Origin of the sequence: Paenibacillus lautus NBRC 15380, from assembly GCF_004000945.1 — a bacterium.
Taxonomy (GTDB): domain Bacteria; phylum Bacillota; class Bacilli; order Paenibacillales; family Paenibacillaceae; genus Paenibacillus_AQ; species Paenibacillus_AQ lautus.
Window position 1 is genome coordinate 1 of record NZ_BIMF01000008.1, and the last position, 24,976, is coordinate 24,976.

At 46.8% G+C, this 24,976-nt stretch carries 23 protein-coding genes and 2 pseudogenes; 3 read left to right on the plus strand and 22 right to left on the minus strand.

Features of this window, described 5'->3' with window-relative positions; genetic code table 11:
* Positions 1-104: 104 nt before the first annotated feature.
* Together PLA01S_RS15565 and PLA01S_RS15570 are read right to left on the minus strand one after the other, a co-directional pair.
* On the minus strand, positions 105-509 hold the full coding sequence (locus PLA01S_RS15565; RefSeq protein WP_127592999.1) for a nuclear transport factor 2 family protein: 405 nt from the start codon (positions 507-509) through the stop codon (positions 105-107).
* A 103-nt stretch (positions 510-612) separates the two neighbouring features.
* Positions 613-1,080, minus strand: a complete 468-nt coding sequence (locus PLA01S_RS15570; RefSeq protein ID WP_127593000.1) for a DinB family protein — start codon at positions 1,078-1,080, stop codon at positions 613-615.
* Positions 1,081-1,275: 195 nt separating this feature from the next.
* On the opposite strand from PLA01S_RS15570, the gene PLA01S_RS15575 reads away from it, so the two are divergent.
* Both PLA01S_RS15575 and PLA01S_RS15580 read left to right on the plus strand, forming a co-directional pair.
* A complete protein-coding gene (locus PLA01S_RS15575; RefSeq protein WP_127593001.1) occupies positions 1,276-2,178 on the plus strand; it encodes a LysR family transcriptional regulator in 903 nt (300 codons plus the stop codon).
* A gap of 107 nt (positions 2,179-2,285) precedes the next feature.
* Positions 2,286-3,209, plus strand: a complete 924-nt coding sequence (locus PLA01S_RS15580; RefSeq protein WP_127593002.1) for a S66 peptidase family protein — start codon at positions 2,286-2,288, stop codon at positions 3,207-3,209.
* Positions 3,210-3,538: 329 nt separating this feature from the next.
* On the opposite strand, the gene helD is transcribed toward PLA01S_RS15580, so the two are convergent.
* The 13 genes and pseudogenes from helD to PLA01S_RS15640 all read right to left on the minus strand — a co-directional run bounded on the left by helD (position 3,539) and on the right by PLA01S_RS15640 (position 17,646).
* Positions 3,539-5,956 carry an RNA polymerase recycling motor HelD gene (helD, locus tag PLA01S_RS15585; RefSeq protein WP_127593003.1) on the minus strand — a complete coding sequence of 806 codons (2,418 nt, stop codon included), beginning with the start codon at positions 5,954-5,956 and terminating at the stop codon, positions 3,539-3,541.
* A gap of 361 nt (positions 5,957-6,317) precedes the next feature.
* Positions 6,318-6,713, minus strand: coding sequence for a MerR family transcriptional regulator (locus PLA01S_RS15590; protein ID WP_218033653.1), 396 nt, complete (start codon positions 6,711-6,713; stop codon positions 6,318-6,320).
* A gap of 49 nt (positions 6,714-6,762) precedes the next feature.
* On the minus strand, positions 6,763-7,743 hold the full coding sequence (locus tag PLA01S_RS15595) for an aldo/keto reductase (protein WP_127593004.1): 981 nt from the start codon (positions 7,741-7,743) through the stop codon (positions 6,763-6,765).
* 387 nt (positions 7,744-8,130) lie between these two features.
* Positions 8,131-8,493: a DUF4181 domain-containing protein gene (locus tag PLA01S_RS15600; RefSeq protein ID WP_127593005.1), complete on the minus strand. Its 363-nt coding sequence runs from the start codon at positions 8,491-8,493 to the stop codon at positions 8,131-8,133.
* A 234-nt stretch (positions 8,494-8,727) separates the two neighbouring features.
* Positions 8,728-9,606, minus strand: a complete 879-nt coding sequence (locus tag PLA01S_RS15605; protein WP_127593006.1) for an ADP-ribosylglycohydrolase family protein — start codon at positions 9,604-9,606, stop codon at positions 8,728-8,730.
* 264 nt (positions 9,607-9,870) lie between these two features.
* Positions 9,871-11,121, minus strand: a complete 1,251-nt coding sequence (locus tag PLA01S_RS15610; RefSeq protein WP_127593007.1) for an MFS transporter — start codon at positions 11,119-11,121, stop codon at positions 9,871-9,873.
* 274 nt (positions 11,122-11,395) lie between these two features.
* A pseudogene (locus PLA01S_RS15615) lies at positions 11,396-11,527 on the minus strand (polyketide cyclase); the annotation flags it as partial.
* A 390-nt stretch (positions 11,528-11,917) separates the two neighbouring features.
* Positions 11,918-12,415, minus strand: coding sequence for a DinB family protein (locus PLA01S_RS15620; RefSeq protein ID WP_127593008.1), 498 nt, complete (start codon positions 12,413-12,415; stop codon positions 11,918-11,920).
* A gap of 142 nt (positions 12,416-12,557) precedes the next feature.
* A complete protein-coding gene (locus tag PLA01S_RS15625) occupies positions 12,558-14,813 on the minus strand; it encodes an ATP-binding cassette domain-containing protein (RefSeq protein WP_127593009.1) in 2,256 nt (751 codons plus the stop codon).
* Between the two features lie 316 nt (positions 14,814-15,129).
* Positions 15,130-15,843 (minus strand): glycerophosphodiester phosphodiesterase, encoded by a 714-nt coding sequence (locus PLA01S_RS15630; RefSeq protein ID WP_127593010.1) that lies wholly within the window; start codon positions 15,841-15,843, stop codon positions 15,130-15,132.
* Positions 15,844-15,975: 132 nt separating this feature from the next.
* Positions 15,976-16,104, minus strand: a complete 129-nt coding sequence (locus tag PLA01S_RS32835; protein WP_272868149.1) for a hypothetical protein — start codon at positions 16,102-16,104, stop codon at positions 15,976-15,978.
* A 324-nt stretch (positions 16,105-16,428) separates the two neighbouring features.
* Entirely contained in the window at positions 16,429-17,205 is a 777-nt protein-coding gene (locus tag PLA01S_RS15635; RefSeq protein WP_127593011.1) for a TerC family protein, read from the minus strand.
* Between the two features lie 195 nt (positions 17,206-17,400).
* Positions 17,401-17,646 carry a hypothetical protein gene (locus PLA01S_RS15640; protein WP_127593012.1) on the minus strand — a complete coding sequence of 82 codons (246 nt, stop codon included), beginning with the start codon at positions 17,644-17,646 and terminating at the stop codon, positions 17,401-17,403.
* A gap of 358 nt (positions 17,647-18,004) precedes the next feature.
* Here PLA01S_RS15640 and PLA01S_RS15645 point away from each other — a divergent pair, with 358 nt between their 5' ends.
* Positions 18,005-18,412 (plus strand): FixH family protein, encoded by a 408-nt coding sequence (locus PLA01S_RS15645; RefSeq protein WP_127593013.1) that lies wholly within the window; start codon positions 18,005-18,007, stop codon positions 18,410-18,412.
* Positions 18,413-18,422: 10 nt separating this feature from the next.
* Here the strand turns inward: PLA01S_RS15645 and PLA01S_RS15650 are convergent, their stop codons facing one another.
* The 7 genes and pseudogenes from PLA01S_RS15650 to PLA01S_RS15680 all read right to left on the minus strand — a co-directional run bounded on the left by PLA01S_RS15650 (position 18,423) and on the right by PLA01S_RS15680 (position 24,729).
* On the minus strand, positions 18,423-19,109 hold the full coding sequence (locus PLA01S_RS15650) for a sulfite exporter TauE/SafE family protein (protein WP_127593014.1): 687 nt from the start codon (positions 19,107-19,109) through the stop codon (positions 18,423-18,425).
* A 357-nt stretch (positions 19,110-19,466) separates the two neighbouring features.
* Entirely contained in the window at positions 19,467-20,105 is a 639-nt protein-coding gene (locus tag PLA01S_RS15655; RefSeq protein ID WP_127593015.1) for a flavin reductase family protein, read from the minus strand.
* A gap of 254 nt (positions 20,106-20,359) precedes the next feature.
* On the minus strand, positions 20,360-20,956 hold the full coding sequence (locus PLA01S_RS15660) for a DNA-3-methyladenine glycosylase family protein (protein WP_164817435.1): 597 nt from the start codon (positions 20,954-20,956) through the stop codon (positions 20,360-20,362).
* Positions 20,957-21,236: 280 nt separating this feature from the next.
* Complete coding sequence (locus PLA01S_RS15665; RefSeq protein WP_071220808.1) at positions 21,237-21,662, minus strand: disulfide oxidoreductase; 426 nt, start codon at positions 21,660-21,662, stop codon at positions 21,237-21,239.
* Positions 21,663-22,027: 365 nt separating this feature from the next.
* Positions 22,028-22,456, minus strand: a pseudogene (locus tag PLA01S_RS15670) (choice-of-anchor Q domain-containing protein); the annotation flags it as partial.
* Between the two features lie 134 nt (positions 22,457-22,590).
* A complete protein-coding gene (locus tag PLA01S_RS15675; RefSeq protein WP_127593017.1) occupies positions 22,591-23,481 on the minus strand; it encodes a class I SAM-dependent methyltransferase in 891 nt (296 codons plus the stop codon).
* Between the two features lie 405 nt (positions 23,482-23,886).
* Complete coding sequence (locus tag PLA01S_RS15680; protein ID WP_127593018.1) at positions 23,887-24,729, minus strand: formylglycine-generating enzyme family protein; 843 nt, start codon at positions 24,727-24,729, stop codon at positions 23,887-23,889.
* Positions 24,730-24,976 lie beyond the last annotated feature (247 nt).

The following is a 24,976-nucleotide window of genomic DNA, read 5'->3' on the forward strand; positions in this document are numbered from 1 at the left end:
AGGGGTCACTTCAGATTACTGATGGTTTTTTATATTCTAATATAGAAACGATTCAATTTATAGACCTAATAAAATGAATCGTTGCTTTTTCACGGTAGTATCGATTATGGGGTCTCGTAGTTTTTTAACGGCATACCTACATATTCACGGAAGGATCGGATCCGCTCTGCCTCAAACTCGAAGACGATTGCAAGCTCATTGCGAAAAGGCCGCCCATTCAGCAAACCTTCCGAGCGAAATACCACAACCCCGTGGTCCTCGTTCTCAAGCACGATGAGTGGAGTCAGCTGCATCTTAAATACGGAGCGCTCGAACCGGATCAATTCCTCGAACCGCTCTTTGCCTTGCTGCTCGTGATTCCACCCCTCTAGGGGAAGCGGAACGAAGAAATGAAAATCTTCCGTAACCTTCTTAAGAAAATCTTCTGTATGCCCTGTTTCTAAAGCTTGGCTAAAAGCATCAAACGCTTCGCTAGTTCGGGATGGGACCGAGCTAAAGGATTTTTCCATGAAAGATTCCTCCTCATTATGGTTGACTGGTCGCTGTCGCTGTTTCCATCAAGTCGTTTGGATTGGTGAGGCGGCAAGATAGAGGACTCTAGCTATTGATAGGTTAGCGCGACAAAACCTTTAACTGGCTCGATATCGTCCCAAGGTGAAAAGCTTCGTGAAACAGAATGAAGTTTAACAACTCACCAGAGATGTTAAATTGGAACGGTCCCAGGGCAAACGGAGTTGAAAGCTTCTCGCCCAGCATTTCAGGTTTCAACTCTGATAAGCGGGAAAGCTGCCCGGTTAACATCTCGACCAACTCTTCCTTCGATGGAGGAGCAAACGTCCAGTCCAAAGGCTTTGTTCCAGAGTTAAACAGCGTATCATACAAGTCCGGTATGGCCGATGGTGAGCCGAAGATCAAGGGAGAGTACTTATCCATCCAATAAATCATATGACCAACATTCCAACGGATTGTATTGTTGAAACCAGCCGGTTGAATGTCGAACAGTTCCTCAGGGATCGCCTGCACCTGCTGCAGTAGCACTTGACGTGCGGTTTTTGCCGTGTTGATCATCATTTCAGACATGTTGATTTCCTCCTTTTCATGAGAAACACTTGAACTATTCTTAATATAGGTCTCATGGAACTTTCCATCAATGCAGTGGGCGTTACCGGAACGTTAAGTATAAGTTAATGATGATGCATTGACAGGATAAGGAAGATGAAGTAACAATAATCTGTAACATTCACCCAAACAGGCAATAGAAAGCAGGTGTGCGCGATGGAGTTAAAACAACTGCAATATTTCATGGCTATTTGTGAAGAGCTTCATTTCACGAGAGCAGCCGAAAAAATGGGAGTCAGTGCACCCAACATCAGCCAGCAGATAAGGAGATTAGAAGAAGAATTCGGGGTTCTGTTGTTCGATCGTGTGGGAAAAACAATTGTCCTTACAGACGCTGGAGCGATTCTTCGTGAACATGGTGCTGCCGTATTCACGCATCTGCAGCAAGCGGGCGACGCCATCGCAGATCTGAAGCAAATGCAAGGCGGATCTCTTTCCATCGGGGTCTTGCCCGGTGACGCGGATCTCATGTTCAATGCCATGCTACTAAACTTCCATCAGACCTATCCCACTATCTCGCTGTCCCTTTTGGAAACCACAAAAGTAACAGAACAAGTTCTGGACCGAAGCATCGATGTCGGCGTAACCATTGGACCTGTTATCGATGAACGTGTCACGTCAATTCCACTGTTTCATGAGGAGTTCTCATTGGCGGTAAGTATGAATGATCCTCTTGCCACGGAGAACTTCATCCCCTTGAACAGACTGCAAGCCTTAAAGATGGTCATGTTTCCAGCAGACCACCAATGCCGCAAGCTGATCGATCGCTTTTGCATGGACAACGGGTTTTCTCTACAGCCGCATATGGTGACGACAACATTATCTTCCCTCCTTCAAATGGTACAGAGCGGAGTTGGCGCTTGTGTTCTGCCGCGACTTCTGCTGGAGAATCTGGACAATCCAGACATCAAGGTGGTGCACCTGAGGAATCCTACGCCTTCTCAAGACATTTGCCTGATCTACCGTAGCGATAGGTATGTCGGATATGCCATGCGCACCTTCATCAAGACTTTGAGAGCCTACATCGAAACAGCTATCCAACAATCGAAGTCTTCATAAATAAGGTAACAAGCTACTTTTTAGTACTGCACTGCGGACTTTGCCAATATATTTTACAGACATGATCACGATGGATTCTTCTATAATCAGGGAAGGAAGAAAAGGATATGCCGATACGTCCGCCAATCTTGCAGAGGGGCGATACCGTTGGAATCGTCACCTTGGGTAGCCCGCTCGCTGCTGACATCATTAATGCACGAATCGAATATTTGAGAGCAATGGAACTTAATGTTGTATTGGGTCGATATGTATATGCGCAAAACGGGTTTCTTGCCGGCACAGACGAGCAGCGGGCAGCCGATTTAATGATGATGTTTCGAGATGAGCAGGTTAAAATGATACTGCCCACACGAGGCGGTACAGGAGTGGCCGGAATTCTTCCGTACCTTGATTATAATGAGATACGAAATAATCCAAAAATCGTTACGGGTTACAGTGATATCACGGTACTACTCAATGTACTGCATCAATATGTGGATTTAATAACATTCCATAGTCTGCTGCTTATTGACTTTAAGCCTGAAACGCCCGCTTATAATTTCGATCAGTTTTTTTCCGCAACATCCGTATATTCATCAACCCGGTCAATCTTGAATCCGCCGGGGATGCCGCTGATAAGCCGTGTTCCGGGCAACGTTACGGGGCAGCTTGTGGGCGGCAATCTGACATCGTTTGTCGATACGCTAGGCACGCCTTTTGAAATCGATACACGCGGTAAAATTCTCGTTCTCGAAGAAACACATGAACCTACCAATACCGTTTACAGGTACTTGAATGATTTGAAGCTTGCCGGAAAATTTCGTGACTGCATCGGCATTATTATGGGGGAATGCTCGGGCTGCCAGGCGGCTTATGGCAAATCCTATGAAGATGTAATCAACGAATTTGTGGTACCTCTCGGTAAGCCGCTTATAACGAACCTTGCTACAGGACATGGTATTTATAAAGCCGCTTTGCCGATTGGCGCAACCGTGAATCTCGATTCAGTCAATAATAGAATTACTACAGTTGAACCTACCGTCAGCGTTTAACGTCGGCTAAGACGATGAGCTCTGTCGTCTAACGACAAGCCGCACTGAGCCGTGCCGGCAATGAAAGTCCCTTGCGCTTGTAAAGCGTATTGCACAGACTAACATGCAGTAAAAAACAGCCTTGGCCGACGAACGGCCTAGGCTGTTTACATGTTAACTACGAGGGATTAGGCATAATTGTTTGCATAGGAGCTGACATGATCCCTGCTTGCTTCTCGTCGAGCTGTGTATGGATAAAAATGATAGTTGAGGAACACATGGATCAATTCTCGAAGATTTGCTGAATCATGAGCAGCAGCTAATCGCGGAAGAGCGCCATTCCCGATCCGTTAATATGCTGCTTTCTCATACAAACCTACAGACAATGCCTGCACGAACGGCGACCAATCGCCCGTCGTGTAAACAAGAAGCCGATGCATGGCTCTTGTACATGCTGTATACAGAAGTTTGCGATCATTTTCCCGGCTGTAAGCTTGAGATGAAGCCTCATAAATCAGAACTGCATCGAACTCAACACCCTTCGCGAGATACACGGGGATAACCATAGCTCCTTTATCAAAGGTAACCGTCTCCTTCGTAATGAGCTGCAATGCCTCGCTTCCTTGCCTCCGTAATGATTCAAAGGCTGTGCGGCTTTCAGCCGCAGTCTTCGTTATGACGGCAATAGATTCGAAGCCTTCGGCTTGTAGTGCCGCGATGTCTTTCAATATCCGTGCGTCACGCTTCTCCCCACCTTCTAACCTAGTGAGGAGAGGCTTCGGTCCGCTCCTTTCAAAGGGGACGATTTCCGACTCATCAGAGAGCAGCATTTTCGTAAATTCCACGATCTCACGAGTTGAACGATAACTGCGAACAAGGCGGATCAAGCTTGTTTCGGCTTCACCATAAAGCTGAACCAGCGGCGAATCGGACTCCTGCAGCTTTGTAGACTGTGTAAAAATCGCCTGCCCGAAATCGCCGAGTACCGTCATACGGGCACGAGGAAATAGTTTTTTGAGATACTCATATTGAAACGTCGAGTAATCCTGCCCCTCATCGACAAAGACATGCCGAATCTCCGTGTTCGTCCGAACACCTTCGATCAGTTCTTTTAAATACAAATACGGAGTCGCATCTTCATAGAATAATTCGAGCCGGTCCAGCTTTTCTTTGGTTTGCTTGCAGATTTCAGGCCATAGAACAGGGATCTCGGCCTCATTCGTCTTTTCTTGATAAGCAGGTTCATCGTCAAACAATTGGACGTATAGGCTTTGGACATCGATAAACGATAATTTCCTCACGCTTTGTCTTAGCGGTTTGAAGCTCATCTTCACGATCCTTTGGCTGAGCAATTCCTCCTCCCGCTCGGCGAAGTCAAAGTCACCTTCATCTTCCCGGCGCTTGTTGGTTATTTTCTCGTGAACTACGGCGTAACGCTCGGCAATGTCAAACACTTCCCTATCCTTATGCAGCTCGCTGAAAATTTCCGCATATTGCTCGTTGTCCAGGTAATGAAGCTCCTCTTCAACCCAAGACGCCCCCCGCTCCTTGCGTTCCAATAGTGAAAGTTCCTTCAAAAGCCACTTCTGCAGAAGATCGACACGATTGGCCAAGCTTAAGGAGGGGTCATAACTGTAAAATTGCGATCTCATTTGCTCCGCGGTGATCAGTTCACGATCCCGAAAATGAATGCCTTTGAAAAGCATGCCTTCCCGCCCCAGCCACTGCGCATAGTTCTGCAGGGCTCTCAAGAAAGCCTCGGAAGCTTTGTACTTCATCCCCTGAAGGCGAGCTCCATATTCGGGAGTGGATTGTGCAGTCAGCACATATTCGATCTGATCGAAGGGATCCTCCAGACGTAAGGATGAACCCAGCCAATATTCGAGATATTCCTGCAAAGTCGTCTGCTGCATGTTCTCCTCGCCGAGCTCGGGAAGGACGGAGGATACATAACTGTTAAAAATTTGATTTGGTGAGAAAAGAACGATCTGGTCAGCCTTAAGCGAATCGCGGTTTTTGTACAGCAAATACGCTACACGTTGCAAGGCAGCAGAGGTCTTCCCGCTCCCAGCCGCCCCCTGCACGATAAGCAGCCGGCTATGATCGTTTCGGATGATGGCGTTTTGCTCTTTCTGGATGGTTGATACGATACTCTTCATTTGCGAGTCCGCGCCTTTGGCCAGCATTTGTTGGAGCAGCTCGTCACCGATCGTTACGTTCGAATCAAACAGATGACGGATTTGTCCATTGTGAATCTGATACTGCCGTTTCAGCTCCATCGTACCCGTGATCTGCCCGACCGGCGTGACGTAAGAGGCTGCACCGGGGGAGTGGTCGTAGTAGAGACTCGCGATGGGACTGCGCCAATCATACACCAGGAAGTTTAATCCATCTTCATCAATGAAGGAAGATACTCCGATATAAATCTGCTCGCTCACGTTCAGGCCGTCCTCTAAAAAATCGATGCGCCCAAAATAGGGTGAAGGCAACAGCCGATGTAAGCTCCTCCATTGTTGCGTCAGAAGCCGATGACGGCGCTCACGTTCAGATAACACCGCAGCCTGTTGTTTAATCGTATAAAATGTTTCTTCAAAATCTTCGTCCGAGCTCGTGTTGACCGTAACCTCTTCCCAGAATCGCCTGCGAATCTCCGCAGCCTGATCGCGCAGCCCGGTAACGTCCGGTTCCAACTCGTCGATCCTCGCCTTCAGCTTTTCCCTTACCTGATCCAGCCGTTCTTGTTCTGTCCGCCATTCCTTCGCTTCCATGTTTCCTGAACACACTCCTTTTCAATCTGGTCTGAAAAAAGTGCATTGACAAATCAGAGGTCACTGATGTAAAATTAAATTAGGAAAAGTAATTATAATATCAGTTTTACATGATTTTTCATTTGCGCTACTGATTATAACATAGCGCTTTTTTGCGTTCAATTATTTTTTTGTCTCTTGGCTTATCTGCCAAGTTTTTTTTATTTTCCCGTAAAATACGAACTGGCTCGTCCCCCTCCCTCTCACATCAATTACAAGAAGTTGATCTTATTTCTGAATTCCTTTGGTCCTCTGTCAACCTATCGTTAAAGCAAAAAACCGGGTTGTGGGAAGAGGTTCCCCAACCCGGTTTTGTCAAATGTTAGTCCGCCGGCTTTCTGAGTGCTTTTTCTTTTTTTATAATGGTCTGTTCATATCTTGAAATTTTATCGTTGAGCCGTACCAGCGTGTTCGTCATTTCTTCGATTTTGTCCGCAAGCCGACTGCGCTGCTCAATCAGTAGCCCTTTTCGTGTTTGGAGGGTGTCGTCTCCTTGTTGAAAGAGCGTAACATATTCGATAAGCACCTCGACCGGAAGCCCCGCGCTTTGACGCATGCATTTAATAAAATCGACCCATTTGATGTCTTCCTCCGTATATTCCCTGATACCGTTTTTATTCCGGTTTACAGGCGGAATCAGCCCAATTCGCTCATAGTAGCGAAGGGTATCCTGGGAAAGCCCGAACCTTTCGCTGATTTCTTTAATCGTCACCGCCATGCCTGGTTCACCTTCTCTTCTTTCAATACCGTTTCCTGATATGCTTAGGCTATATCGCGCCCACAACCCGGTGAGGTACATACGGCTCTTCGAGGGAGGCGATCTCCTCCAAGGTGAGATTGACCGAGAGAGCGGCTGCCGCATCTTCGAGATGCGACATTTTGGTCGCACCGACAATGGGAGCTGTAATCGGTTGTTTTTGCAGCAGCCAGGCAAGAGCAACCTGCGAGCGGGGAACGGCTCGCTCTGCTGCAATGACTGCAAGCCGTTCCACAATTACCCGATCGGCATCGGCAGTGGCATCATACTTGGATTTTTGAGTCATGTCTGTTTCGGAACGATGCGTCGTTTCCGACCAATCGCGTGTCAATCGTCCTGATGCTAGAGGACTGTACGGGATCACGCCAATTTTTTCGTATTTGCACAGCGGCAGCATTTCGCGTTCTTCTTCGCGGTAAATGAGATTGTAATGGTTCTGCATCGAGACGAACCGAGTCCAGCCATTCTTCTCGGCGACATGCTGCGCTTTTAGAAACTGCCATGCATACATGGCCGAAGCTCCAATATAGCGGGCCTTTCCGGCTTTCACCACATCATGTAAGGCCTCCATCGTTTCTTCGATCGGCGTATCATAATCCCAACGATGGATCTGGTACAGATCGACATAATCGGTACCCAAACGCTTGAGGCTTTTGTCGATTTCACTCATGATGGATTTCCGGGACAGCCCCATGCCGTTCGGACCTTCGTGCATACGGAAATGAACCTTAGTCGCGAGGACGATTTCATCCCGATTGGCGTAATCCTTCAATGCGCGGCCTACAATTTCCTCACTTGTACCGTCTGAATACACATTTGCTGTATCGAAAAAGTTAATGCCGAGCTCCAATGCCTTTTTAATAATGGGACGACTGTTCTCCTCATTAAGCACCCATTGATGTATCCATCGCTCTGCTACGCCAAATCCCATGCATCCAAGACAAATGCGGGATACGTCGAGTCCGGTATTCCCTAGTTTCACATATTCCATGAACATCCCTCCTTATATCTAGTCTATCACCTGGAGTTAACTCAAGGTCAACATGAAATAAAATTCTCATGACTAACCAGCTATTTAAATCGGGACTCTGTGTCAGTCAAAAAACTTATGCCATCAGGACTATCTGATTCCCCTCTCCGATTAAAAAAAACCACTGATTCTTAATGATCAGTGGGTTCAAGACTTGGAAAAACAATTACATGAATTACTACTACGCTGCAACAGGCAATATCCGAATTTTATACCGAGCATTATTTACGATACAGCTGTTCTTATCCAAAACTCTTTGACAAGACATGTGCTGAAGCACAAACAAGTTTGTGATTGGTTTGTTTTAGATGAACCGTTTCTTCTAGAACTTCCGTTCTACTTGTGTTGTCACACAAATAACTCAAGACCAAGGAAAAGGAGCAAACCGCTAACACTTGCATAAGCACTGAGGAGGTGTTGTTTGGAATCCTTCTTGTAGCGTCTTTCAACAACGGATCGGAATGCATGTAGAATAGCTAATACAAGAATAACGTCCTGATGAGCCTCCATTCTCCATTCCCAAACAAATCTCATGCAGTAAAGGGCGATTAGGGAACCAGCTACGAGGATGAGCTCCCCAATTAGATGAAATCGATTGATATGCTTATACAGCAGCTTATCTGAATCGTGGGGTACCTTCAGCTTTTTTTTGATCCATAAGTACCCGGAGACGAATACGATCGCATACAAAATGATACTCATTACGAGCATTCTAAAGTCACCCCTTTCCAAAATAGCTGCCAGTATCACTCAAGACCCAACATACAGTTTTTTTCTACAATTACTCGTATCTGGAAAAATAGGTTTATCATTCCTTTAAAATACACTATTTTCTTATTTGTATCAATTACATATGGAAACCTTAGTTTGCAGATTTCGGTGCAGGATTACGAATTTATATATCATGATGGCCATCATTCAACCTCTGTAGGGTAACAAACAACTCTATGAAGTTTTCAGTGCATACAGTTGCGAAATTATCCGATCGAGTCTCTCTTGGATGAGGATCGCTTCCGCATATCGGGCAGGAATGCCTTCAAATCCGTTGTAAATGCCTGCCAATCCACCGGCGATGGCGCCGATCGTATCAGAATCCTCTCCTAGATTTGCCGCCTTCTGTACGACTCCTGCAAAATCTGACGTATGGAGCAAAATATGTAGTACCCACCGGAAGGTATGCACCACAAAACCGCTTGCCGGGCAATCCGGCTGAGCTTCAATGTTACCTTCGTATTCGCTTCCCATCACCTCGGCCATGATGGCTGCTCTTAAATTTTCGCCTTGTATAAGGCGTTGCGCCATTCGGTTGTACATGACACAGACTTCGGCGCATCTTGGATCATAATGCGTCATCCGTGACTGCATGATTGTCACTCGGTCAATGTCTGCTGGGTCCTTGTAGGCCAGTGCCGCCGGCAGGCATCGCATAAGCGATCCATTCCCGCCGCTTTGCCCCATATCCATGTGCGCAACAAAGGCGGCTTTGAACCAGTCTCCCTCGTATTTTTGAAAAACATGACGGATAATGTTCCCTATGTCTTTGGGCCGTGATTGGTACCATTCCATAAAGAAACGCCCGATCGCCTCCATAGGCTCCTCAGGATTTTCGAGTATCCCTGCCGCCACACAAAGCGTCATCATCGTATCGTCGGTCACTTCCCCCGGTTCCAGCTGCCACACCCCGCCGCCAACAATCTCCGTCAAATAGCCATACTTCTCCTTAATCTCCCGCTCGCTCATAAACTCCGTCGTTCCGCCAAGAGCGTCTCCAACAGCCACTCCGTAAAGGCCACCCTTAATGCGACTATATAATTTCTTTTCCATGCAACCACCTCACATTCATTTTGGGAAAGAAATCAAGCAGGCTCCTATTAGCTATGATTATAACAAAATGGACAGCTGCAATCTTCTTACCACGTTAAATCAAAAAAAGCCGCGATTTCCGCGACTTCGGATGTGGATATATTCTAACCATCCCTTTTTTTGCTGGTATTTTGCTGGGAGTTATCACTAGGGAATGCAGAAGAAGAACCGACTAATTATTCATAGCCTGCTCTTCTGCATTATAGTCTAATAGAAATCGCGAGATTATGTTTCTTGTGCAGTAAGTACTTTATCCGGCGCTTTTTGGTTCATGATCGGCACCATGACCATTGCGCCAAGAAGAAATAAGAATCCGGCTCCGCTATAGATCGTACTCAGCGAAAAGGCATCCTTTAATGCGCCAGCAAAAGACATGGAAATGACCATCATGCCAACAAACATCGGATTCAGAACTCCATTCACCCGACCGACAATGGAAGCATGTGACCATTTCAGGATCATGGTGCTGATCCCGATATGAATGCAAGGGAAAACAAGCCCATTCAGAAATTGAACGGTCAGTGTGACAGAAACACTCGTCGAATACCCGACAATGGCTGTACAGACCGCGCCTGCCAGCATGCCTATGGCAAGAAGAACCTGCGGCGGAACCCGCTTCGCAAAGACGGCTACGATCCCGCCGCCGATCAGCATGGCTGCGCCATTCACCATCAGCAGATATTGGAGGAATTCCTCGCTCCTGCCCAATCGCTCCGTTACGATAAACAGGTTGAGAGCTTGGGCTACGCCAACAGCGAGTCCCGCGAGAATAAACGCGAGTCCGAGCATACGCAGCACTTGGCTTTGCCAAACATAGCGAAAGCCTTCAACGAAATCTTTGCGGAATTGGCCTTTTACTGCGGCCGTTTGAGGTTTCATATTATCCTCAGGCAGGCGAACCAGGACCAGTGCGGAAAGCAGAAAAACAACGCCCATTACAGCGATCGATGTTTCAAGGCCAAACGTGCTGTAAACGAAGGTGCCAAGCATAGGGCCAAGCACCATGAAAATGGCCATCAGCGATTGGAATAGAGCCATCCCTTGCTGCAGTTGTTCCTCGGACACATGATACTTAAACAACCGCATACTTGAAGGCTGCGAGAACTGCGAAAGAATAGCCGAGATGAATGCGACAAGGTAGACGGATTGCCAAGAACCGTAATGTATGGTCAGAAGCACTACGAATACCGATACCGCGGATAATAAATCGCACCAGATCATCGTTCGCTTTGGTCTCCAGCGGTCCGCAAATGTACCTCCGATGAACGAAAACACAAAAATAGGTGCGAATTCTGCTACGCTGATTAGCGAGATGGCGTATGGATCATTGTTTGTTCTATCCGCAACGTACAGGAGGATTGCGAAATTGCGTACCCAGATGCCGATCTGCAGGAGCACGCTTGATAATAAAATCGTCTGCAGGAACCGATTGCGAAGAAGGCTTGGTGCATTTGTGCTTTTGTCGTGCCTATTCAATCTTTTCAACCTCCAATTAGTCTTTAAAAAATGCCCATCTTGAGTATTGGTATGTCTCTCCTTTCCAATCCTTATTATACGGACCTCATCTTCGTTGACCTCCTCCTTAAGACTGAAATTACATATACAATATTCGAACTGCTTATGACGTTAAGTACCATCTCATTCAACCAGCAAAGCCGACAATGGCACCTTTTACATTGTGATTAAATCTAGTTTACTTCTAATAGAAGGCTTTACACTTTCTAATATGAACTAGCGTTTCCCCTTTGCTTCAGGACATGCCTACGAGATGCTCCTCAAGACGATCCAAGGTCTGTTCGGCACCTGGGACGGCATAGGTTTTCACCTTATCGAATACAGCGGCATTTTCTTCAAAAACGGTCTTATAAGTCAATTTGGTCTCGCATTTCACCTACTTGCGTTGCAGCTTTGTTTGTTTCGTTATACTGGTTCATGTCCAGCCCTCCAAAATGAATTTGACTAGTTGACTACTCCTTTCTTCAATCATAGCAAATGAATCATGCATTGATTTCTTACAGATTGCTCTCTTGAATAATCCAATCATTCCATTCGAAAACGCCCGATTACCTTAATCATGGCTTCAATAAAACTACCCGTTATCTTCATGTTAGGCTGGCAAGATCGATTGGAATTAGAGTATGAATTAAACGGTTAGTAAAATAACTTCTTGTCCGTATCGGCTGACAAAAAAAAGCCGCGATTTCCGCGACTTCGTTTGTGTATATGTCCTTGTCCTCTGACAAATGCCCTGATACTTTTCAGCGCTTTTCGTTCACTTACCTTCCTCGTCGGCCGAGGGACCGTAGATGCCCGGCACCGGAATATCAAGCAGCCGCAAATAAACGCCGAGCTGCGCACGGTGATGGACCATGTGGCTTAATCCGAAGGTGCGAAACGCGATCGCCCGCGGTTGGCGCAGGATGATATGGTCGCCGTTCCGCAAGGTCCATTCCTCGCCGAGCGTTTTCTCGTCGCATTCGGCTAACAGCTTTTCAAGCTTGACAACGTTTGCGTCGAATTCCTCCAACACGTCATCGCGTCTTTCTAAGGCTTCCCGCCGAAGCGGTACGGTCGAAAGATCGAATTCAGGGTACAGAAAAATTGCGATTTGCCAGTTTAGGATGTTGATCAGGTGCGTGGCAAGTCCGCCCAGGGTCATGGATTTGACGTGCGGCTTCCACGTCATTTGCTCCTCGGGCAATCGCTCGAGGATACGGCGCGTAGTTGCCAGCTCATGGCTGGCGTCACCGACGATCAGCTGTTTCACCATAATTTCCCACTCCTCCTTTTTATGGTTAGCATACTATAAAACCAGTCGAGTGAAAAGGCTTGTCTCGGTCGTTCGATATCCGATGACGGGGCGACATCCAGGTAACCATTCGCTGGCTTAACAATCCCCGTGTGGATGTAGATTACGTCAAGTATTTTCCCGTGATCGACTGCTCCGCTTGGATGATCTGGGAAGGTGTGCCTTCGAATACCACTTGGCCTCCCCTGCTCCCTCCGTCCGGTCCCATATCAATGATCCAATCCGCTTGACTGATCACATCCAGGTTATGCTCGATAACGATCACGGTATTGCCGGCATCCACGAGACGGTTCATGATCCCTAGAAGGTCACCGATATCTGACATATGCAGGCCAGTCGTCGGCTCGTCCATCACATAGATGCTGCCTTTCTTATGCAGCTCGCTTGCCAGCTTGATCCGCTGACATTCCCCGCCTGAGAGCGTGCTGAGCGGCTGGCCGAGTGTAATATAGTTCAATCCTACATCACTCATCGCTTGCAGCTTGCGTACAACCTCTTTTAGTTCAAAAAATTCCAATGCCTGCTCCACTGTCATTTCCAGCACTTCTGCAATGGATTTGCCGTTCAGCTTGTACGCAAGCACCTCTTCCTTGAACCGTCTGCCTCCGCATATTTCGCATGGCAGCTTCACGTTCTCGAGGAATGCAAGGTCTGTATAAACTACACCCAGCCCTTGGCAGTTCTCGCAAGCCCCTTTGGAGTTAAAGCTGAACAAGCTTTGGCTGACCTTGTTTGCGGAAGCAAACGCTTTGCGCACATCATCCATAATGCCTGTATAGGTCGCGGGATTCGAGCGTGTTGACACGCCTACCGCCGATTGGTCGATGACGATCGCATCCGGATGATGGCTGAGGAATATTTCGTTAATCAGCGTGCTCTTGCCCGAGCCGGCAACTCCTGTAACGACAGTCAGTACGCCAGTTGGAATATCTAAGCTCACGTTCCGTAGGTTATGAAGTGAGGCATCCTGGATGGGCAGCTTGCCGGTGGGCTGCCTGTAATCGTGCTTCAGCTGCAGCGGCCGCTTCATATGGGTGCCGGTCAGCGTACCTGATTCCAGTAAACCTTGGAAGCTTCCTTCATACACGATCGTACCGCCGCGGCTGCCGGCGTGAGGCCCTACGTCAACGATATGATCCGCCACCTTGATCACATCGGGATCATGCTCGACAACAATCACGGTATTGCCCTTGTCGCGCAGCTTCTGAAGCAATTCATTTAACCGGTGTACATCACGAGGGTGTAAGCCAACGCTTGGCTCATCGAAGATGTACGTGACATCCACCAGACTGCCGCTCAGGTGTTTCACCATCTTGACGCGCTGCGACTCACCGCCGGACAATGTGTCTGTTTCACGGTCCAGCGTCAGGTAGTCGAGTCCGATATCCACCAGATGCTGCAGCCGCTCCGTCAGAGACTTGACCATCGGCGCGGCGATCGCGTTGTCAATCTCCCGCATGACACGAATGAGCTGACCGACCTCCATGGAGGACATCTCCGCAATGTTGAGTCCATTGATCCTGCAGCTAAGGGCTGCCTGACTTAATCTGGCACCTCGGCAGCTGGAGCAGGGACCCTCGGAGATGTAAGGTGCAACCGCTTTTTGCGTGCGTTCGGACTTCGTCTTCACATCCTGCTTGATGTATTTGTTCGTGAACTTCTCAATGACGCCTTCCACGGTAATATTCGTTGCCTTGCCGGCGAAATCCATCTTCACTTTCCTTGCCTTGGCGTACAACAGTTGCTCCAGTTCATCATCGGAATAGTCGTTCAGCTTCTTGTCGAGATCAAAGTCTCCCGACTGCACAATCATGTTCCACTCCCAGCCGTTCACCGAATAGTCCGGCAGCATAATCGCCCCTTCATTGAGCGACTTTGACATGTCCAGTGCCTTGCTCATGTCAACGCCTAATTTGCGACCGATCCCGTTACATTCGGGACACATGCCTTGGGGATCGTTAAACGAGAACATGTTCGCTTGTCCGACATAGGGCTGCCCAACTCGGGAGAACAGAAGACGGAGAATGGGAGAAATATCGGTAATCGTGCCCATCGTGGAATGGGAACCGCCGCCGAGCCGCTTCTGATCAACAATTACAGCCATGCTCAGGTTCTCGATCGCGTCCGCATCAGGCTGCGGATAACGAGGAAGAAAATTACGCACGAACATGCTGAAGTTCTCATTCAGCAAACGCGTGGATTCTGCGGCAATCGTATCGAAGACGATTGATGACTTGCCGGATCCGGATACCCCGGTGAATATCGTGATCTTCCGCTTGGGAATGCGCAGGGATACGTTCTTGAGATTGTTTTCCCTCGCAGCCGAGATGACGATATATTCCTGATTCGATTCGCTCATGGCCAACATCCTTCCGGTCGAGTTAATTTCTACTTGATTTTACATTGTTCAAATGGTTTGTACAGAACAAATTAGGATGCCCACACTTGACCAGATGTGTTGCCAGATGTTCTAAGGAGACAAAGTTTCCGGCACTGGATGACTATCGGCCCAAGCACTTGTTTCAAGTGAAACTTATTCAGACTCCAATCTCTTTGCAAATGGCTCCATCCAAATTGGACACCATTTAGTGACACAATGATTATAGGAAACTAATTAGTGTCGTGTCAACTCATAACTTTTATTGGAGGTACTCTTCAAGGTCACCCTAGCTCCATTATTTCCACAAGATCGTGTCCGTGGTGATGTAAGCAGCCCCCGCCGCTTCAAACGGCCGCGAAATCTCCCGTTCGTTAACGGTCCAAAGAGAGACTTCCACTCCGGCTCTCCTGATGTTTCGTATGTCCTCCGGAGTCGTCACATGATAATCGTAATCTAGGAAGGCCGGCTGTAACCTGACGATTAGCTCAAGATCTGCAGCGGTTGGTGATTTGGACGAGAGAAACCCAAGCGGCACCCGATCGTCAATCGTTCGCACCTTGAGCAGATCATTGGCATTGAAACAAATGAAACTGCTTTGCTCAAGCATGCCAGCGCGGCGAACAAGCTCAACCAGCACTTCCAGATCCCGTTCTTGATGATATTCCTCAATTTCGATAAAAGCGTGCATACCATAGGACAAACAGACACCTAGCACTTCCTCCATCGTCGGAATTTGCAGGCCGGGATAGTCGCCAATTCCGTTCCCTGCAACAATATCCAAGCTTCGGATTTCCGCAAATGAGAAGTCCTTTGTCTTCCCCGTCCCGTTTGTCATGCGGTCAACGGTACGATCATGATGGACTATCCAGCGGCCGTCCGTTGTGCAATAGGTATCGCATTCAATGCCCCAAAAGCCCGATTTGCCTGCCAGCTCAAAGGCTGCGATGGTATTCTCAGGAGCGTGCATACTTAAGCCGCGATGGGCTACATATTTCGGTTCATTATTCATCTTATTGCCACCTCATATCCGAATTTATTTACCTCAATAAGCTCGCTCATCCTTTAACCGACCCGAGCATGACGCCTTTATTAAAGTACTTTTATGTGAAAAACACCATGAAATTCAATGAATTGTGAAATTTTAACCACCGCTTGACAATCCGAATGCCATGAGGGAGGTCAGCACCATATTCAGCGCCGTTCCAACAGCACTAATGATAACCGCATTGCGGAATGCGGAGATAAACCCGGGATGTGCCAGTAAATACATGTAACCATCAAGGGTGAACTACTTGGGAATAACGAAGAAACCGCGCGTTGAATACTCGAACTCCCTCCTTTCTCATCAAATGATGAAGACACTTTTAATTATTCTAGTTCAACTAATCATTTCATGATGTTTCACCGTTTTCCCACTCAAATAATACAAGATTACTGTTAATTCTGATCATTGATTTTTTAGATTATCAACGACGCATTTAGGATAATCCTTTCAATTTATGATTATAAAAAACAACTGATCCCATATGCCGGCATGCAAAATGGCCCTCCCTTACGGGAAGGCCATCTGTCAGGAATGATGGAAAAAACGGAATTAGAGTTGACCCGTCTGTGACTGTTTATTTTTCCCAGGCGCAAACCAACCGAGAAGGGCTATCGCCACCAAGACACCATAGAAGATAATGGTCCAGACTGTGCTATGTGGGAAATCATGATTTAACACCCCGATATCTTCATGGGCCAAGGTAATCACAGCAAGCTTGACACCGACCCATGCCACGATGGCATAAGCCGTGGTCTCAAGTGCCGGTCGTTGAGCAAGCAGCTTTACAAACCATGTGGCTGCAAATTTGATCAGAACGAGCCCGGCGATTCCGCCAAGCACGACAACCAAGAATTGTCCTCCGTCCATACCACCGAAATCCGGTAGCGGTGAGTCTGGGAGACCCAGTGCCAGAGCTACTGCAGCAAGAATGGAATCAATCGCAAAGGCGAGATCCGCGATCGCAATTTTGCTTACGGTTGGCCAAAAGCCTTTACCGGCAGCATCTTTCTTTATGTCCTCGCGAATATTCTTGTTTTCCTTACCGAAACGTGCTTTGATTATGTGCTTTAAGCCGAGGTATAGAAGATAAGCAGCTCCGATCGCCTGAATTTGCCAGACGTTCGCAATAAACGATATCGCAAACAGAGCAGCGAAGCGAAAAACAAAAGCCATAATGATCCCATAATTGATCGCTTTCTTCTTCTGGTCCTCCGGTAAGTGCTTCGCGATAACTGCCAGAACAAGGGCATTATCCGCTGATAGTAAACCTTCCAATGCAATAAGAATTAGTAATGCCCATGCATACTCCAACCAAATTGACTCCAACAGTAGTTCTCCTCTCTTATGTGAGAATGTTCATAGTTCAACTTCAGGCTAAAAACGTGTAATCTCCAGTTAAAACAACAGAGGTTTTTATCCAGTTTTGATTGTTCCATGACTCCCTTTCGTTATTACGTTGTCAAGTAATGTCTCGTTTCATTCATTTCAGGCAAAATTTTAAATCTACTGCAGCCTCGGGGCCTACGCTTTTTTATTCAAATAAAAATAGAAGATGACCCCATCCGGTGCTTTCAGCGCCTTCCGGTATATGTAAGTCCGTGACCGTTCCGTAAGCCAGGACGTTGGGATACTTTTCGTGGTACTGGACCTGGCTTGGAAATCGGGGGACAACTTTTTGCTCACCATCTGTCGATTCTCCAACTGGTCTTCCTGTCGAAGATTAGCGACACTCCTACCCATCCGCTGAATAACCAGCTGCTTGTCCATATTCAGACCTTCAACAACGATGGGTTCCCCTGATTAGACAAATGCTTACCATTCATCATCATTCCATGCCAAATCCGAAACAAATCCGGAAAACAGCCACTCCTATTCAAAAGTGTCTATATTCCGGGATATAGCTTATGCTGATTGCACAAAAAAAACTCCACAACCATGTCACAGGGAAGTTCCTATATCCCTAGAAGGTTGCAGAGGGGATTTAGTTTCGGTACGGATTTCTTAACCATATTTGAGTTCGGGCGCATATTTCGGAACTAGAGTCTCATCTATATGTGCATGTTCTGACCTTTTCTTACATACCTATGAGAGAATACTCATGTTTTCAGACGAAAGAAGGGATATCATGAAGACAAGATGGGGCATTGCTTTGTTGTTGCTCTTTATGATTGTGGTTCTGATTCTGTACCGGCAGATTCAAGATCGTTCCAAAGCAGAAGATCTTTATACGGATGGGCAGCTTCGCATGGAAATAGAATCCGTTCAATCTGTTGCAGAACCCATGAAGGAGACATCCTTTCAGGTTATCATTACGGAGCTACCTGAGAAGCCAGTTATAAACGCCGATATTGAACTCAACCTTACTATGCCCGATATGTTTTGTGGTGTATTCCCCGCAGCAATTGTCGAATCAAAGCCGGGTGTATACACCGCAACGGCTGTACCTGTTATGCAAGGACTTTGGCAGGCGGAAGCGGTCCTTCGTTGGGAGGATCAGCATGTCACGGTAAGGACGTTGTTCAAAGTTCGTTAGTCCTGCTTACTTACCATAACCATGGGTGAATGCCCGGAATCCATCCGTTGGCGCTTAGTCCCTTTAATATTGACAGCATCCCCATTAAAAAGGCCAGAAAACCGCCGAATTTGCGCATTCCTCTGCGCCACTTTTTCGTAAGACTGCCGGCAGACAGCGCCGTTAGGAGCAGAATGGGAAAAGTCGAAAGTCCAAATACCAGCATGATCAAGAGGCCTTCCAGACCAGAACCGGATGCCGCTGCATTCATATGCATCGCATAGGTCAAACCGCATGGAAGAAAACCGAGCAGAAGGCCGGTTAGAAAAGTCGCAAACAGCTCATACCGCTGACCAAGCCGTTCCAATTTCAGGTGAAAAAAAGAATGTCTCGGCAGATGCGCGTTATAAATGGGCAATGTGTACCGACGAAAGGTCCACAGCAGAATGAGCAGTCCGCCAATGATGCTGGCCGCTCCTTGGAAGCCTACAAAGCTGCCAGCCACATCCAGAAAGGAGCCAACCATCCCCATAAAGCCTCCGATCACCGTGTACGTTGTCACTCTGCCAGCGTTGTAGGCTAACGTACAAGCAAGCGGGGAGACGCTGGTTCGAAGGGCCAGAGAAGAAACGATCCCCCCGCACATCACCAGGCAATGCGGCGCCCCCATCAAGCCTGTCAGTGCTACTAACAGTAATCCGCTCCCCGTCAAGGCCATATTCTTAAACCCGGTTCCGATAACTGGGGTGCAAGCGAATGACCGGCATCCAGTAAAGAGCTGGCTGCCATTCCGATTCGAATTTCTGTTTTTTGCTTCAGGTTCTGTCCGAGCCTTCCTCCAGCCATTTTCAATTTCCCGCACATACGTAATTTCGCTCTAAGAAGCATTCCATCCCCCTTCCCGGCGCTTATATGCCCTTCTTCATAGGATCACGCATCCATTCATTGTATGAAGGTGCACGAATATTAAGAATAAAGGCCAGCGGCAGGTTGAATTCTGTCGCTTTTTCATTGCAGCTTGTTGAGTTCAAACCAAAGGTAGATACACATGGCATACTCTTATATGCCACACCACTCATTTCATATCCATGTTTTCTACTGAACCAGGTCCGAATACCGGCGCTAATTTTGATGCGGACAATTGCTCGCTTAGACCAAAATATTCGCAAAAGTTCATAATCATCGGATTCCATTTCGAAGGATCGATATAGTTTGATTTGGGATCCATAAGAAGATCATCTTCGATATGAACTTTTTCAATGTGCACTTCGATGGCTACAAGCGAACTTGGTTCTTCAAAAGGATGGAGCTTTACCAACCTGGCTTCCAGATGGACGGGGCATTCTTTCACACGCGGCGCTTGAACAACATGGGACTGAACTTGAGTTAGCCCTGCGACACCAAATTTATTCGCCTCGAACTTATATCCCCTCGATGCTTTCGACTCTGGGACTGGGTTGCGACCAGTTAGCAGGGTCAGACGATCAACTGCGGGAATCAAGTCAATCGACGGGAGATTAAGCACACACTCGCCTTCACGAATCATATTTTGAACAGTCTGGGACTTGCTGCTCATACCAAGCATACATGATTGATTGAGCCACCAGACGGAGGACATCGGAGCCAAATTGGGGGTGCCGTCTTCGTTGATGGAACTGATCAACACGACCGAAGTCCCGAAGTAATGGATTTTCGGATTGATTACTTTATGCATAACGGATTCCATCTCCTCGTCATGATTTTTAAGTAATGTACCATAAGCTCCTTGTTGAAGCATAGGGATATGGAATAAGTCCGCAAGATATAAAAAATTTGATCATTACCATTCATTGTTGATTGAAAACAGCCGACCCTACCGCCTGACAGACCCAGAGAGCACTGAAAAAGTTGGCCATCCTCCCCTTTCAGAAATAATAAAAAAACACAGACATGGGGTTGCCTGCATTCTGACGATTGCTAGCTTTAAAGCTATGCATTATTTTCTTCAAATTGAATTATAAACGGTCCAGCTTGAACCAAGCCGACATTAATGGCTTCCCATAGGTATAAGGAAACAAGCGTATTGTAAGGCTTCCAATCTAAATGTTTACGAAGTAATGGAGAAGAACCGCTGCTATTCTCTGTTGCATAAAGCCATTCAGCAGCGCGGTTAAGTCCACGATCGCCAAAAGATATAACATCCTGTCTTCCCAAGTAGAAAATGAGAAACATCTCCGCTGTCCACCGGCCAATACCCTTTACCGATGTCAACAAGCGAACAACTTCCTCGTCTTCCATATCGGCAAACGCTTGAAAGTTAAGCACTCCCTCTTTTGTTTGTTCAGCAGCGTTCCGGATATAGCCTAGCTTGTTCTTGGATAATCCCGCTGACCGTAAGCTCTCCTCTGCTACAGACAGGAAGGAATCGGGCGTAATCCCCCCACATAGACGTTCTATCCTCTGGAAGATCGTCCCGGCCGCTTTAACCGAAAGCTGTTGGCCGATTAACGTTCTTGCCAGGTAGGTAAAACCATCAGGCTGCACAGGTACTCGAATATGGCCAATTCGATTGATCAATTCGTTCAAGATAGGGTCATCCTTACACAATCCCCGCACATGGCCATGGTTTGGATGAATATTGAAGAGATATTCCAATGCAATCATCCTTTCTTATTGCTGCTATTATATCCTATATCCAAATTTTGTAACACCATCCAAGGTGGCGGCCCAATAACCTATTACGGCAAGCACACAAAATGTTGGTAAACTGTCATAGCTATTCGGCATGGCCATGGTAAAAAGTAAAAAGGCCCGGCTGTTAACCAGCCCGGCCTTTTCTTCTATATAAATATAAGTTTCAGCTTCATCACTGGTTTGTTTGTTGTTTCTGCGAGCGCAGCGCCAGCAATAGTGCTACAGCGATGAGTACGAATGCTGCAAATGCCAGCATCGGAATGGTCAACCAGCCGAACCAATTCAAGTAGTCATTCAAGCAGGACACTGGCCCGCATGCGGCAATATCCGACTCTTTGGGGAGTTTTTGAATGATACTATGATATGTAGATATGCCCCCGCCGATGATGACTAGGGGTAGGATATATGGGACGATGTGCGTCTTTTGCCGATATGCTGCGATTCCCAAGACAATGACTAATGGATACATGAAGATCCTTTGATACCAACATAAGACACATGGCGTAAAATGCCATACTTCACTAAGAAACAAACTTCCGCTTGTTGCCACAGCTGATACAGTCCATGCAAAAAACAACCAAACTCCCGTTTTATTCATCTTTCAAACGACCTCCCTTCTATTTGTTGCTCTAGCCACCATACGATACCGGTATTATTACATGATTTTCTCATTTTCTCTCAATTGTCTATATATGAAAATGGCTCCTTCGGGCTATATGTTGGATAAGAAGATATCCAATATCCCTCGTTACAATACAATCACCTAGGCATGATCAGTTCCCTGATACCAAAAAAGCCGCCAAAAATGGCGACTCTTTGATAAATGCGTTCGAAGCTGCAGCTCGAAATATATACCAAGTATTCCAAAATAAAGACGTTCCGATTGCTGCCGAACCAGCTTGGTATTAGGCTCTTTTAATATTCCAGCTCTGTTTTTTACCCGTTTCTAAAAAAGGGATGCTTTTACTCATCTGCGCCGATGTTCACATCGGCCCCTTGCACTCTTGGCTGCCCGTCAATGTCCTGCGTTCCGATGATCGCGCTATCCGTCGAACCAGCATCTATCGCTGGGGACGAAGACTGAAGATGAATGTCGCCTCCGGGAGCATTTACGAATTTAGGATCCATGAACAAAGAATGCGAATCGTTGCCGGATCCCGCTTTGTACGCGGAGAAGCCAGTATAGTCTTTGCTCTTCCATGTCCAGAATGCATCTGCACTACCACCTGGAGAAAAATATAGATTGTAATCCACGACGTTTCCTGAATTTTTTGTATATTCATTGTAGATCAGCACGCCCGTGGAACTAGCCACAAAGATATTGTTCTTGATCACGTTATTACGCGTATCATACTGGACATAGAGCTGGCCGCTACCCTCGCCTATAATATCTCTCGCTCGATATCCAGACATGCATATTGTCATCCCTTTGAGATCTCATTTCTATTCATGAAGACTGTTTTCATTCTGTTCCTTCAATTAGAGGCGGTGTGCTGCTTCAAGATATATTTCGGCAATAGCCTGATTCAAATTTTTCTTGTGTACATGCTTTGATCCTGCAATCGAACCAGTACTTTGCCATAACGACCACTCTGCCGGATGATTACTTTACCGGACGGGTACGCTTGCTCTAAATAGTCTGCAATTAACTTCCGATTCTGATCATCTGCAGGAAGACCGTAACTGCGAAGCCAGTTCATCATTTCCTGTAACGCCGCTTCTCTTGAGACTTCCGTCGTTTTCGTTTCCCGTGTTATAAGGGACTCATAGGAATAGCCTTTGAGATACAGCAAATGAAGCAAATATCCGAATTCCATGTGTTTCGATTTGAAGGGCTGACCGGTGATGAGCGGCCAGATTTCATTTACCAAACTGAGCTCCGTGGAACCTGCCGGCATACTGATATAACAATAATCCCTTGCGCATTGTAGTACCTTCTCGACGCTATCCCAATCTAGAATGACGGGACACATCGAGACAAAGACAAGATCGAAGGCATTGCTCCAGTCTCTGGCCGCCACGTCAATATCTTCAAAAGGTTCAGGCACAATCTTCACCTGGTCATCGGCGAATGTTGCGATGTTTTCTTTCAGCAGTTCGATCAATGGTGGAGAGGATTCTACGGCCGTTACGCGGGCCCCCCGCTCTGCAAACGGCACCGAAAATACGCCCGAAGCGGCGCCAATGTCCAGCACAGAGGCGTTGTCGAATCGAACCCCTTGTCCTTCAAGCCAATTCATGATTCGTGTGGTCCGTTTTCTCCCCTCTTCATTAAACGATTGCTCGTTGAAAGTCTTCGCCTTATGATCAAAGGCGCGGGTCGGTTTGATTCCGGCCTTTTTCATCTTGTCCACAACGCTATCGCCATGTTCTTTCCAAGCCTTTTCCCAAATCGCTTCATTAAAAAAATCGTTCATAACCTTCATCTCGCTTTCCGCTATAGTTTCTGGTTGCGGGCGAGATAGCCCGCCGAGCCGCCATAATCGCAAGTATTGGCGATTCAAAACACTTCAATGGATCTATATTATCCATAATTAAAGCATGTTTTCTCTCCTTCCTTCTTAAGATCGCCCTTATTTATGGACATATGATATCCATATTAAATGATTCAACCTTCGTTTGCAATGATTTCCGCCTCCATTTTTTTAGTACCTCACTCCAACACGATCACAAACCATTTAACTCCGATCGATCTTGCGCATCTTCGTAATCTAGTAGGCGTCCCTGATCATGCCATTGACCGTACATTGTATTCTCTCTATTGTTTGTTATGAATTTCATCCAAAGCATAAAAATAAAAAAAGAAATATGACTACTAAATGTCATATTTCTCCGCGAACGACACGAAAACCTTGATCGGGGCCAAAGCCATTGGGATCGAACTTGCCTCGGAAGGATATCTCGTTGTTGCTGACGTCGCCGATCCAACCGCCGCCCTTTACTACTCGGAAGGAACCGCTTTGACTATCCAAGTCGCCATGCCAGTCCCAGCACCACTCCCTTACGTTGCCAGACATATCGTAAATTCCCAACTCGTTGGGTTTCTGGGTACCGATCGATTTTGTTTTATTATGATTGCTCTCTATGATAGGCCAGTTCAATTCCCCAGATAGGTAGTTGTCTCCGGCGTTTTTCCAATACCATGCAACCTCGTCGGCATTATTACTTCCGCTGTAGATATAACCCTTGCTGTTCTGACCTCCGCCTGCAGCATATTCCCACTCCGCTTCTGTAGGCAATCGGTAACCGTTAGCTCCCTCATTGATCGAAACGGTCCATTTGATCTGATCGTTATCATTTCTATTCTTCGGATCTTTTTTGCCCTTGTCTATGTTGTAATACGGTTTTAAGCCCTCTTGAATGCTTCTTTGATTACAGTACTCCACAACGTCATACCAGCTCACCATTTCCACCGGCAAATGGTCGCCTTTGAATGCAGAGGGATTCCTGCCCATGACTTCCACCCATTCTTTTTGAGTGACCTCATATTTGCCGATGTAAAAGTTTGATACGGTTGCATTTTTTTCAACGTAGTTAGACTGGTTGTTCTTAAAGGTCCCACCTTCCACAAATACAAAATCATCTTTCTTTTCAGGCTTATCTTGCGAACAAGCGCCGATCACCACCATTGTTGCTATTAAAAAGAACATGCATAGCTTTCTCATTGGTATATCTCCTTTAAGCTGATAGGGAAAATGATAGGCCATTACGGCATTTAACTCGCCTCCCCTTTACGTCGAAGGCCGTTCGTCTGGGCGAATAACGGCCCGCAACGTATCCGGACTAACGCGGAGAACAGAGGGGAACGGTCCATCCGACTGTTTCCATGTCAAGGCTTGCTGATTCCAGCACGGTGGATTCGTTTAAACCATATCAGATCGCTCGAGCCGGGCTTATCGTGAAAGACGTTCC